Here is a 12,557-nt window from a genome sequence, read left to right as displayed (position 1 = left end):
ATAAAAATCATTTTCATAAAAGGGATTTCACCCATGAATTATTATATTGAACCTTGGCACTGGCTCATCTTTGGCTTGATCTTGATGGTGCTTGAGATTTTTATTCCAAGTTTTACCATTTTTTGGTTTGGTCTAGCGGCGGTGGTGATCAGTGCATTGGTTTGGCTGATTCCAACCTTGCCTGTGGCTGCACAAATTCTCATTTGGGTGGTGTTGTCTACTGTGATCATGGTGCTTTGGTTTAAATTTGCCAAGCCAGCGTTATCCAAAGATGTCACCAAAGCGGGATTGTCCCGTGAAGCCACCATTGGTCAAGTCGGCATGGTGATCCAGATTTTGCCAGAACATAACGAAGCGGTGGTGCGTTTTCCGATGCCTGTGCTGGGTACGGATGAATGGACGTGTCGTACACTCGCTCCTGTGACAGTGGGTGAGCGTGTGACGGTAACGGATATTTTAGGCAATCAATTGGTGGTGCAACCTCACCACACACAATAAACATATGATGTGCTAGATGATTGGCACATTTCGCTATGAATACAGAATTTTTATAAGAGGAATCAAATATGGAATTTGCAATTATTTTAGTGGTACTGGCGGCAATCGCTGCCTACAACATGGTGGCGATTGTACCACAAGGTTTTAAATATATCGTACAGCGCTGGGGAAAATATAACAGTACCCTCACCCCAGGCATCAACTGGATCATTCCATTTATGGATAAGGTGGCGTTTAAAGTCACCACCAAAGACATCGTACTCGACATTCCCTCTCAAGAAGTGATTACCCTCGATAATGCGGTGCTGATCATGAATGCGGTGTCCTATATCAACATCACCACACCAGAAAAAGCGGTGTACGGGATTGAAGACTATACTTGGGCGATTCAGAATCTGGTGCAAACCTCGCTTCGTTCAATCGTGGGTGAGATGAATCTCGATGATGCACTGTCCTCTCGTGATCATATCAAAGCCAAACTCAAAGCGGCGATTTCTGATGATATTGCCGATTGGGGCATCACCCTAAAAACCGTGGAAATCCAAGACATTAAACCATCACCAACCATGCAGTCTGCGATGGAAGCACAAGCAGCCGCAGAACGTCAACGTCGTGCGACTGTGACCAAAGCGGATGGTGAAAAACAAGCGGCGATCCTAGAAGCAGATGGTCGTTTGGAAGCCTCAAAACGTGATGCTGAAGCGCAAGTGGTACTGGCACGTGCATCACAAGAAGCGATTGGATTGGTCACCAGTGCAATTGGTGATAAAGAAATCCCTGTGGCGTATTTGCTTGGTGAACAATATGTCAAAGCCATGCAAGATATGTCGAAATCAAATAATGCCAAAACCGTGGTATTGCCTGCCGACTTGATGAATACCATCAAAGGTGTGATGGGACGTTCATAATCTACCTGCATCAATACACAGCAAGCCATAAAAAAACAGCCTGACAATGATCAGGCTGTTTTTTTGCTATGTTGGAAAATACTTAAGTATTTAAAATCCACATCAACAATCATTGTCTATACATTAAGAGTGTTGTTGATAGATACGTTCAGCTTCGTCAAAGCGAGCCAATGTGGCAGGCGATGGCGCTTTAGAACACAAGCTCACCACCACAATGGTCAGCATGGATAGTATAAATCCAGGAATAATTTCATAGACACCTGTTGTTGCAAAGTAATTTTTCCAGACAATCACTGTGACTGCACCGACGATCATGCCTGTAATCGCACCTGATAAAGTCATGCGCTTCCACATCAGTGACAATAAAATCAATGGACCAAATGCAGCGCCAAAGCCAGCCCAAGCATAAGATACCAAGCCAAGCACTTTACTTTCAGGATCACTTGCCATAGTAATAGCCAAGACAGCGATTGCCACCACCATGATCCGTCCAACCCAAATCAGTTCGTTTTGCGATGCCCCTTTACGGATAAAGACTTTGTAAAAATCTTCAGTAATCGTGGTCGAACACAGCAACAATTGACTACTTAAAGTACTCATCACAGCCGCCAAGAATGCCGCCAAAATTACCCCAGCAACCCACGGATTAAATAAAATCTGGGTCAATTGCAAAAATACCGTTTCCGAGTTTTCGGTGACAGGCGCAGCAAGTGTTGGATTGGCTTGAAAAAATGCAATCCCAAAGAAACCGATACCGACTGAACCCAACAAACAAATAATCATCCACGACATGCCGATACGGCGTGCCATTGGAATGGTTTTGACCGAATCTGCCGCCATAAATCGAACCAAGATATGTGGCTGACCAAAATAGCCCAGCCCCCATGCCATAGAGGACATGATCGCAATCCAGCTTAAATTCTGAATCATATCCATCGCTTCAGGTCGGGCAGCTTGGACATAATGCATGACATCGCCACCATTATCGGTGATCACAAGATAAGCAAACAGTGGCGTGACGAGCAAGGCGAATAACATCAATCCTGCTTGGAAAGTATCTGTCCAACTAATCGCTAAAAACCCACCGATGGTGACATAAATAATCGTGGCACAAGCACTGAGCCAAAGCGCCGTGCTATAGTCCATCTGAAACAGGCTTTCAAACAATCGTGCGCCTGCCACCATGCCTGATGCACAGTAGATCGAGAAGAAAATCAGAATAATCAACGCAGAAGATACCCGCAGAATTTTGCGATGATCATCAAAACGATGGGTAAAATAATCAGGTAAGGTCATGGCATTATGCTGTACCTCGGTCTGAATACGCAGGCGACCAGCGACCAATAACCAATTTAGCCAAGCACCGATCACCAAACCAATGCCGATCCACGCTTCACTTAGCCCAGACAAATAAATTGCCCCAGGCAACCCCATGAGTAACCAGCCACTCATATCCGACGCCCCTGCCGAAAATGCAGTGACTAAACTGCCAAAACTTCGTCCACCCAAAATATAATCTGAATAATCTTTGGTTGCACGGTAAGCATACACGCCTATCGCAATCATCAACACAATATATAAAATAAAGGTTAATACGGTTGGGTTTAATCCATTCATCGACCGTTCCTATTTTTAACGCTAAACAAATTTTAAAGCTGATTAGGTGACGTCATATCACCCCAGCAAAAGATACATGAACAACGTCTATACACAGACAGTAGCTGAAGTCATTCAAAAATAAGGCGACAGTCTATCGCAATTCAGAAAAATGACCAAAATCACCTATCTCGAAACCAGCAAAAGTACACATCAAACACATTCCAACCCGCTACCAACCCATTCCAACAATCATCAGAATCCAGATCAAGTTGCAAGCTCATCCCGAACAAGGGAAAATAACCACAAATCTCTCTGAATTAAAGCACTCATGTCTAAACCATCCACTCAGCCACTTGCCATTTTAGGCGGTATTAGCGCAGCACAATTTCTTGCCGAATATTGGCAAAAAAAACCGTTACTTGTACGCAATGCGCTACCTGAAATTGTCGGCATGTTTGAACCTGATGACATCAAAGAATTGGCATTGGATGAGGATGTGACTGCCCGTCTAATCACACAGCATGGTCAAAACCACGAGCAATGGCAGGTAAAAAACGCACCACTTTCACCAAAAGACTTTAAAAAATTACCGCCGTACTGGACGCTGTTAGTTCAGGCGGTTGATCATTATTCACTAGAGCTTGCTGAGCTATGGAAACAATTTTCCTTTATTCCGCAGTGGCGCCGCGATGACATTATGGTGTCTTATGCACCTCAAGGTGGATCGGTAGGACAACATTTTGATTTTTATGATGTATTTTTATTGCAAGGTTTCGGGCATCGCCGTTGGCAACTGGGACAATGGTGTGATGAATCCACTGAAATCTTGCCAAATCAACCACTCAAATTACTTGCAGAAATGCAAGTCGACTTTGATGAAGTGCTTGCCCCAGGCGATTTGCTTTACGTGCCACCTCGTCTTTCTCACTACGGCGTAGCACAAGATGAATGTCTGACTTTTTCTTTTGGCTTTCGTATGCCCAATCAGGCGCAATTGATCGACCGTGTCAGTGACCAATTTGCCGATCAAATCCTCACAAAGACCCCAATCAATGATGATCAACGCAGTATGCCACAAGCCATCGGGGAAATTTCACAGCTTGAATTAGACCGATTAAAACAACAACTTTTACAAGCGATTGAAAATAATGCAGGTTTTGAGTCGGCGGTGATGGCACTGATCAGCGAAGCCAAATATGCCGAACATATTCCCGAACCCGAAGAAATCGACAACGAAGCATTACAAAGCTATGCAGATGATGGCTATGGCATTGCGCTTGAACCTGCCAATCGGCTGCTCTATCGCACGCTGGCGAATGACGATACACATACAACACCAGAAACCAGATTAGAGTTTTGGGCAAATGGTGAATTATTTCCAGTCGATACAGATTCAGCATCGCTATTTAAAGCCTTGGCTGATGGTGAGCAGTTTTTATTAAATGAATTACCAAAGCAGACAGCGAATCTAGAAACAACGCTTGAACTCATCGTCGAAGCATTAAATTCAGGTATTTTGATGTTGATCGAACCCGATGAATCTGAATAATGCGTCTCAATGAAGCACGCAATCCAACAACATCAAAGAAATTGCTCAGCTATTTTTCTGAAATTCAGGTAGAATAGCTCGCTTATTTTTTCCACTGCTGTTTATTCGTGAATCAACTGACATCTAACACTGCAACTATGCGCACCCAATCTATTCCTGTCACCGACCCTGCTGCAGGGCTGAAACTGACCGAGATTTTTTACTCGCTACAAGGTGAAGCCAATGAAGCTGGTCATCCGACAGTATTCGTGCGCTTAACAGGTTGTCCCCTACGTTGTGTGTATTGTGATACTACCTATTCTTTTGATGGTGGTACACGATTTGGTTTAGACGATATTATCCAGCAAATTTCTCAATACAATGCCAAATATGTCTGCGTGACTGGCGGCGAACCTCTGGCACAGCCGAACTGTGTGGTCTTGCTGAAAACCTTGTGTGATAGTGGCTTTAAAGTGTCATTGGAAACCAGTGGCGCATTAGACATCAGCAAAGTTGATACCCGTGTCTCTCGCATTGTCGATGTCAAAACACCATCTAGCCATGAGCAACATCGCAACATGATTGAGAATTATCCACATTTGACTCAACATGATCAGATTAAATTTGTGATTAGCGATCGTGCTGATTATGAATGGTCTAAAGATTTTCTCATGCAACATCAGCTTGCAAATCTAGTCTCCACCGTCTGGTTCTCGCCTGCCTTTGCCATTGAAGGTAATGTGCGTTTACCGCCACTGGCTCGCAATCTGGCACAGTGGATTTTGGAAGATCATTTACCTGTCAAATTCCAATTACAACTGCACAAACTGCTTTGGCAAGATGAAAAAGGTCGTTAAGCCATTTTCCTTATCACCTTTTCCTCATCAACTAAGTCGCATCGCCCTTGCTGTATTTCTGCGCAAATCCAAAGTCAGGATTGTGCTAAACTCGTTCGCTGATTTATTCGTATTATTTTAAGGTTGGAGCATGCGTCAAAGAGCCGTAGTCTTATTATCAGGTGGTTTAGATTCAAGTACTTGCCTAGCTTGGGCTGCATCGCAATATGATTGTTATGCGATTAGCTTTATGTATGGACAGCGCTCAACCAGCGAACTTGAAGCTGCCAAAACCATTGCCGAAAAATATGCGCTGGATCACCGTATTATCAATATCGACCTTGGCAATATTGGTGGCTCTGCCCTCACCGATCACAATCTCGATGTGCCAGATCAACTGCAAGACGGCATTCCCATCACCTATGTGCCTGCTCGAAATACCATTTTTCTGTCCTATGCACTTGCACTCGCCGAAGTCAAAGATGCACAGGCGATCGTGATTGGGGTCAATGCGGTAGATTACTCTGGCTATCCAGACTGCCGTCCTGAATATATCGATGCCTTTACAAAAATGGCGAATCTTGCAACAAAAGCAGGTGTAGAAGGTCATCCGATAAAAATTGAAACACCCCTGTTACATTTATCCAAAGCGAATATCATACGCTTAGGCGTCGAACATGGGTTAGACTATGCTCAAACGGTATCATGCTACCAAGCAGATGCTGACGGTCGGGCATGTGGTAAGTGTGATAGCTGTCGCTTGCGCCATCAAGGCTTTATTGAAGCTGAGATCGCTGATCCAACACGTTACGTGAATTAATTTTTTAGAAAAACAGGTTCTTTATGAAAAATATGATGTTAAAAACTGCTGGTGCATTCCTCGTTGCTGCTTTGGCTAGCCAAACTTATGCAGCTGACTTGAGCAAAAGTACCAACATCCGTGGCGATCTTGAAAAAAATTGCCAAACTTCGTTCACCAATGCCAAAGTATTGTCGACTTCTGAAGCATCAAAGTTCTGTAAATGTACTATTGATAGCCAAGCGAAAATGACCAATGCAGACGAATGGGAAATCCAAAGCGCAATCAATGCGAAAAAAGATCCACGTACAGTTGGCGTGGTTAAACGCACTGAACAATATATGAATACCTGTGCTGGCGCAGACTTGATCAAAAAAGTACAAACTGCTGCTCAATCAGCACAAGCGAAAAAGAAATAATTTTTCGTGAACAAAAGCCTGCACTTGCAGGCTTTTTTATTACTTGAATTTATAGCAAGAATGTATTGTTCAAGGATTTATCATCTGGATAAATGCTAAGATCAGAGCAACATCAAATTTTGAAAGAGAACTTCACATGGCAGATCAAATAGAACAAATTCAATTACCCAACTACGCGCTTGAAAGCACCCAAGGCGAGATTAACTTAAGTGACATTAACGATTGGCTAATTATTTATTTTTATCCTAAAGATTCAACGCCTGGTTGTACCACACAAGCCAATGAATTTAGCCAATTTAAAGATGACTTTGCCAAACTTGGCGTGCAAATCTTCGGTGTATCTCGTGATTCAATCAAAAGCCACGAACGCTTTACTGAAAAGCAAGACATTAACTTTAGCTTGATCAGCGATCCTGATGAAAAACTTTGTCAGCACTTTGACGTGATCAAAGAAAAGAACATGTATGGTAAAAAAGTCATGGGCATTGAGCGCTCGACCTTTATTTTCCACAACGGCGAACTCAAAGCCAGCTTCCGCAAAGTCAAAGCCTCAGGTCATGCCGAAATGATTTTAGAAGAAATTAAGCAGTTACAAAGTGCTTAAATTGGGGGCTTTAGGGGGCGTTAGCCCCCTAAAACCTAACACGCCATCAGTCGCCAAAGGCAACTGATGGCGTTAAAAATACTATCTCAGCAATCTCAACCTGAGTTTAAAAAATACCTATTACTATTGTTGCTTAATGTGAGTTTTGCCAGTCAATCTTTATGTGTAGTAGTTTAGGCTTAAAACTCTATTCAAACAGAATCATCGGGCAAAATGACTGGTGAATCATCCTGCTGTTGAAAGGCATCTTGCAACAGCGGATACCATTCACTATTTTGAAATTCGATTAAAAACTCTTGGACTTCAGTACTTAAATGATCTTGATCTATTTCACCCTGATAATATTTGACACGTAGCGGTGTCGCTGAAAGTTGATTTTTTAGATTTTCCAATTCAAGCAATTTCCACTCAGGAAATAGCGCCAGATAATATGAACTGTCATCTTTAAAATGACCAATTAAGCCGACATTTTGATTATCTTGGGTGATTTCTGCAACGCCCTTTTTGACCGCTTTGACCCATTTCTCATCATTATATAAATCCACAATCGGGACGAACTGAATACGCTGTCGTGTCACTTCATCAAAGCTGGATAAAATCATCTGCTGACGTTCGGTGACCGAGAAAGGATTTTTAATACTGCGTTCATCTTGCGCTGAACCAAGCACCAGAATGACTTGCTCCGCCTGCGCCAGCGCAATATCAATGACTTCTCGATGTGCGATGTGGAACGGCTGAAAACGCCCAATGAACACCAAATAATCAAATCTTTTGAACTCGTGCGACATAAAAACCTCAATCTCTCAACTATACAGCGTGCGTCATCTTTGTTAAAACTAGATGCAAGTTTTATAACAGACCATGGACTATCAAAATGAGCTTAGATTGTTTAAACAATAGCAACCCACATCTCAAAGCAGAATTAGCCAACGGCATTCTCACCTTGGCAATCGACCGTCCTGAAGCCAAAAATGCGCTCTATAGTGACTTATATATCGAGATCGAACAAGCATTGTATCAAGCGGATGCGTCAAATGACGTGCGCATCGTGATCCTGCGTGGCGCAAATAACGACTTCTCTGCGGGCAATGACATGCAGGACTTTGCTGCAAGCCTGAAGAAAAATATCAGCCCTGCGGGTGATGGTGCACCATTTTTATTATTAAAATCAGCAGCGAAATTCTCAAAACCGTTAATCGTTGGGGTCAAAGGTGTGGCGATTGGGATTGGTGTGACGATTCTCTTGCACGCCGATTTTGTTTATACCGACACCAGTGCAGTATTCCAAATTCCTTTTGTTAGCTTAGGTTTATCCCCTGAAGGTGCGGCGAGTAAACTTCTACAACAACGTGCAGGTTATTTATTAGCGGCGGACTTGTTGATGTCAGCTCGTAAGTTCAATGCGGAAACCGCATTCGACGCCAAGCTAGTCACACAAATCGTAGATGATCCGTATGCGCAAGCTGCGCAAATGGCAGAGCATCTCAATCAACTGCCACTTGCCTCACTCAAACAAAGTAAAGCCTTGATGAAAGCTGATAAAGATGACATCGTGGCTTGGATTGATCATGAAGCAGAAATCTTTATGCAACGTGTTAAATCGCCTGAAATGGTCGAAGCATTGACTGCATTTAAAGAAAAACGTAAAGCGGATTTTTCAAAGTTTAATTGATCATGACACCTCTAATTCAACAAAATCAGCTTTTTGACTTTGAATTAGAGGTTGTTTTTATTCAATAGTAATTTCATAAGTATCCGAATTTTTCCAACCAATTACTTGAAATAAATCACTTATAAGTTTTTGACCTTTAAAATATCGTACTAATTCAGCAGGACTCCAACCATTTCCATCTGAAAATAATGCACCAATACTAATTAGAAAAGTAATCAATTCTAACCTTTCACTTTGTGAGCAATCTGAAATATTCTTATGATAAAGCTGACCTTGCCCATTATATTTCTTAACTTCTATAAATCCTTTTGCTTTTAAAGTAGATATAGCCTCCAACTGCAAACAAAATAGTTGGGCTTGATGTCCTGCAATATCAGTTACAATAATATGATAATCAGGTAATTTATTCATAAGAAGTCTTAAACCTCTATAATTTTCAAGAACTCTAAAGTAGGTTCTTCATAGGGATGACTTGCCAATAACGCCTGTTTCACCGCTTGAGCATACTGTTCATCGACAATGGTTTCGACACGCCATTCTTCGACTTGTTCGAGCTGATCTACCTGACCAATAAAAGGATTGGCTTGACCTAATGGTTTAAACTGACCAATGCCTTTGACCTGCCAAGCACACTCTACATAATCACCGATACCGCCTGCGCCCGCTTGAAAAATCGCTTGCTTGGTCACTTCGAGATGCGACTCAGGCACATAGTAGATCAGTTTTAACATGGCATATTCCTTCCCTTTAGAAATTACTGAAAATCATCAAATCGCATCATTCATGGCTTGCCACATTTTGATGGTATCCGACATCACTTTGACATTATGTGTGCGCACCATACATGCACCCTGTTGGATCGACAGTAAATGTGCTGTGCTACTGGCAATATCACGCTCCGTTGCTTCGGCACCACCCAATACTTCACCGATGAATCGTTTACGAGAAAGTGCCGAAAGTATTGGATAGCCCAGTTCATGCAATTTCCAAAACTCATTCAATAATTGTAAATTTTGCGAAGCTGTCTTGGCAAAGCCAAAACCGGGATCAATGATGATATTTTCTTTGCGAATGCCTATGGTTAATGCTTCGTCAATACGCTGTTGTAGCTCTGCCATGACTTCTGCGGTGACATCTTGATAGACCGCCAAATCATTCATGGTACTTGGCTCACCACGCATGTGCATCAAGATCACAGGAATGTTTAATTCTGCCGCTGTTTGCATGGCATGAGGACGTTTTAAAGCACGCACATCGTTCCAAATATGCGCACCTTTGACGACTGCTTCTCGTATCACTTCAGGCGAGCTGGTATCGATCGAGATCACCACATCATGAGTAGCCAACTGCTCAACCACTGGAATCACCCGATCCAGCTCTTCTTGCACACTCACCGCATCGGCATGCGGGCGAGTCGATTCTCCACCAATATCGATGATGGTTGCGCCCTGTTCCATCATCTCCAAAGCATGTGCAATCGCTTTGGACGTTTGGCGAAATTGCCCACCATCACTGAAGGAATCAGGGGTGACATTGAGAATGCCCATGATTTGCGGCGTGGATAAATCCAAAGTTTTATTAGCGTATTGTAGTGTGCGGTTGGGTAAGCGGGACAATTGCATGATGACTCCTTGATTACCCGATTAGTGTAACCAATTCATTTGCTTAAAAGTGAAAATATCACCCTATAACTTTGAAGTCGTTCAGAATTCCGACATGATTCGAGCATAAAAAAGACCGCTCGGAAACGGTCTCATTTATCATTTCATCCAGCCAAATTTAGGCTTTAGGCAATGATGGTAAAGGTGGCGGTGTCGATGGAGAATCATCTTCCTCACCCACCGTTTCATCACCGACCGTAATCGGATTTTCAGGCACATACACTTTCGGTGGTTGTGGCTCACGACCTTCCATGATGTCACGGATTTGATCACGATCAATGGTTTCCCATTCCATCAAGGCTTTCACCATTTCATGGGCGATCGATTGGTTATTCTCTAAAATCTCACGTGCAACTGTATATTGCTCATCAAGAATTCGACGAATTTCAGCATCGACTTGCTGTTGTGTCGCTTCAGAAATGGTACGGTTGCCCATGTTGCCGAAGAAGCCATTTTGATTTTCTTCTTCGTAAACCATGACACCCAAACGATCTGACATACCGTACTTGGTGACCATCGCCCGTGCCATTTTGGTGGCACGCTCAAAGTCATTTGATGCGCCAGTCGATTGTTGATTGATAAAGACTTCTTCAGCGATACGACCACCGAACAAAATCGAAATCTCATTCAACATCTTGTCTTTATAGTTGCTAATCGCATCTTGCTCAGGCAACTGCCACGTCACACCCAGCGCCCAACCACGAGGCATAATGGTGACTTTGTGTACAGGATCAGTCTTCGGCAATAGCTCTGCAACGATCGCATGCCCTGCTTCATGATACGCCGTGGCACGACGTTCTTCATCACGAATGACCATCGATTTACGCTCAGGACCCATGTAGATTTTGTCTTTGGCATCTTCGAAGTCATGCATATCGACCGTGGTCTTATTACGACGTGCAGCGAATAAAGCCGCTTCATTGACCAAATTGGCAAGTTGTGCACCAGAGAATCCTGGTGTACCACGTGCCAATACTTGCGTATCCACACCCGTCACAGATGGCAATTTTTTCAAATGAACATTAAGAATTTGCTCACGACCTTTAATGTCTGGCAAGCCAACCATCACTTGACGGTCAAAACGACCTGGGCGAAGTAATGCTTTATCCAAGACATCTGCACGGTTAGTCGCAGCAATCACGATAATGCCTTCATTCCCATCAAAACCGTCCATCTCAACCAGCATTTGGTTCAAGGTTTGCTCACGCTCGTCATGACCGCCGCCAGTACCTGAACCACGATGACGACCGACTGCATCAATCTCATCAATGAAGATAATACATGGCGCATGGCGTTTGGCTTGCTCAAACATATCACGTACACGTGATGCGCCGACACCAACAAACATCTCGACGAAGTCCGAACCAGAGATACTGAAGAATGGCACTTTGGCTTCACCAGCAATCGCCTTAGCAAGCAAGGTCTTACCTGTACCTGGAGGACCGACCATCAATACACCACGTGGAATCGATGCACCAAGACGTTTGAATTTTGCTGGATCTTTTAAGAAATCAACAATTTCAACCACTTCTTGCTTGGCTTCGTCAACACCAGCCACATCTTTAAAAGTAACTTTGACTTGATCTTCTGAGAGCATTTTGGCTTTTGATTTACCAAAACTCATTGGACCGTTTTTACCACCAGCACCACCGCCCATATTCCGCATAAAGAACATGAACAATAAAATGATCAATAAAATAGGGAAACTTGCGATCAACAGTTGCATCAACAAGCCTTGACGATGCGGTGCAACACCTTCAACTTCAACGCCTTTTTCAATCAAATTCGGTACAAACTGCGGTTCAAAGACATCAGGGCGAATGGTTTCAAATTCTGAACCATTGGCTTTCGTGCCTGTGATGCGTTCGCCATCTACAGTCACTTGTTTGACCTGTCCATTATCCACAGCAGCGATGAATTGAGAATAGCTCAACGCATCTGTTTTTCCTCGGTCGCTGAAATTACTAAAAACCAGTACCAGCACACCGATAATAATCAGCCACAATACGGCATTTTTGAAGAAATCGCTCAAA

The 12,557-nt window shown here is 43.2% G+C and carries 14 protein-coding genes; 8 read left to right on the top strand and 6 right to left on the bottom strand.

Annotated elements, in window-relative coordinates:
- The first annotated feature begins 33 nt into the window (after positions 1-33).
- Both BLQ60_RS07170 and BLQ60_RS07165 read left to right on the top strand, forming a co-directional pair.
- The gene (locus tag BLQ60_RS07170; RefSeq protein ID WP_092618086.1) at positions 34-498 is read left to right on the top strand and encodes an NfeD family protein; all 465 of its coding nucleotides are present in this window, start codon (positions 34-36) and stop codon (positions 496-498) included.
- Positions 499-566: 68 nt separating this feature from the next.
- Positions 567-1,406, top strand: coding sequence for an SPFH domain-containing protein (locus BLQ60_RS07165; RefSeq protein ID WP_092618083.1), 840 nt, complete (start codon positions 567-569; stop codon positions 1,404-1,406).
- Between the two features lie 123 nt (positions 1,407-1,529).
- Here the strand turns inward: BLQ60_RS07165 and putP are convergent, their stop codons facing one another.
- Positions 1,530-3,023: a sodium/proline symporter PutP gene (gene putP / locus BLQ60_RS07160; RefSeq protein WP_092618082.1), complete on the bottom strand. Its 1,494-nt coding sequence runs from the start codon at positions 3,021-3,023 to the stop codon at positions 1,530-1,532.
- A gap of 310 nt (positions 3,024-3,333) precedes the next feature.
- Between putP and BLQ60_RS07155 the strand changes: the two genes are divergently transcribed.
- From BLQ60_RS07155 to BLQ60_RS07135, 5 genes are all read left to right on the top strand, one after another.
- Positions 3,334-4,554: a cupin domain-containing protein gene (locus BLQ60_RS07155; RefSeq protein ID WP_092618081.1), complete on the top strand. Its 1,221-nt coding sequence runs from the start codon at positions 3,334-3,336 to the stop codon at positions 4,552-4,554.
- A 137-nt stretch (positions 4,555-4,691) separates the two neighbouring features.
- Positions 4,692-5,390, top strand: a complete 699-nt coding sequence (queE, locus tag BLQ60_RS07150; protein WP_092618078.1) for a 7-carboxy-7-deazaguanine synthase QueE — start codon at positions 4,692-4,694, stop codon at positions 5,388-5,390.
- Positions 5,391-5,520: 130 nt separating this feature from the next.
- Entirely contained in the window at positions 5,521-6,189 is a 669-nt protein-coding gene (gene queC / locus BLQ60_RS07145; protein WP_092618076.1) for a 7-cyano-7-deazaguanine synthase QueC, read from the top strand.
- A gap of 23 nt (positions 6,190-6,212) precedes the next feature.
- Positions 6,213-6,587 carry a hypothetical protein gene (locus BLQ60_RS07140; protein ID WP_143005195.1) on the top strand — a complete coding sequence of 125 codons (375 nt, stop codon included), beginning with the start codon at positions 6,213-6,215 and terminating at the stop codon, positions 6,585-6,587.
- A 136-nt stretch (positions 6,588-6,723) separates the two neighbouring features.
- Positions 6,724-7,191, top strand: coding sequence for a peroxiredoxin (locus BLQ60_RS07135; RefSeq protein WP_092618072.1), 468 nt, complete (start codon positions 6,724-6,726; stop codon positions 7,189-7,191).
- Positions 7,192-7,382: 191 nt separating this feature from the next.
- Here BLQ60_RS07135 and BLQ60_RS07130 read toward each other — a convergent pair whose 3' ends face one another.
- Positions 7,383-7,979 (bottom strand): nicotinate-nicotinamide nucleotide adenylyltransferase, encoded by a 597-nt coding sequence (locus tag BLQ60_RS07130; RefSeq protein WP_092618069.1) that lies wholly within the window; start codon positions 7,977-7,979, stop codon positions 7,383-7,385.
- An 86-nt stretch (positions 7,980-8,065) separates the two neighbouring features.
- Between BLQ60_RS07130 and BLQ60_RS07125 the strand changes: the two genes are divergently transcribed.
- Positions 8,066-8,863: an enoyl-CoA hydratase-related protein gene (locus BLQ60_RS07125; protein ID WP_092618067.1), complete on the top strand. Its 798-nt coding sequence runs from the start codon at positions 8,066-8,068 to the stop codon at positions 8,861-8,863.
- Between the two features lie 57 nt (positions 8,864-8,920).
- Here the strand turns inward: BLQ60_RS07125 and BLQ60_RS07120 are convergent, their stop codons facing one another.
- The 4 genes from BLQ60_RS07120 to ftsH form a co-directional block, all read right to left on the bottom strand.
- Positions 8,921-9,274 carry a hypothetical protein gene (locus BLQ60_RS07120; protein WP_092618064.1) on the bottom strand — a complete coding sequence of 118 codons (354 nt, stop codon included), beginning with the start codon at positions 9,272-9,274 and terminating at the stop codon, positions 8,921-8,923.
- Between the two features lie 8 nt (positions 9,275-9,282).
- Positions 9,283-9,594: a YqfO family protein gene (locus BLQ60_RS07115; protein ID WP_092618061.1), complete on the bottom strand. Its 312-nt coding sequence runs from the start codon at positions 9,592-9,594 to the stop codon at positions 9,283-9,285.
- A 36-nt stretch (positions 9,595-9,630) separates the two neighbouring features.
- Positions 9,631-10,485, bottom strand: a complete 855-nt coding sequence (gene folP / locus BLQ60_RS07110) for a dihydropteroate synthase (protein WP_092618059.1) — start codon at positions 10,483-10,485, stop codon at positions 9,631-9,633.
- Between the two features lie 157 nt (positions 10,486-10,642).
- Positions 10,643-12,556 (bottom strand): ATP-dependent zinc metalloprotease FtsH, encoded by a 1,914-nt coding sequence (gene ftsH, locus BLQ60_RS07105; protein WP_092618057.1) that lies wholly within the window; start codon positions 12,554-12,556, stop codon positions 10,643-10,645.
- Position 12,557: the final 1 nt, after the last annotated feature.

Origin of the sequence: Acinetobacter marinus, assembly GCF_900096915.1 — a bacterium.
Classification (GTDB): Bacteria; Pseudomonadota; Gammaproteobacteria; order Pseudomonadales; family Moraxellaceae; genus Acinetobacter; species Acinetobacter marinus.
The sequence above is the reverse complement of the archived record's forward strand: the minus strand, read 5'-3'. Positions and strand labels throughout refer to the sequence as shown.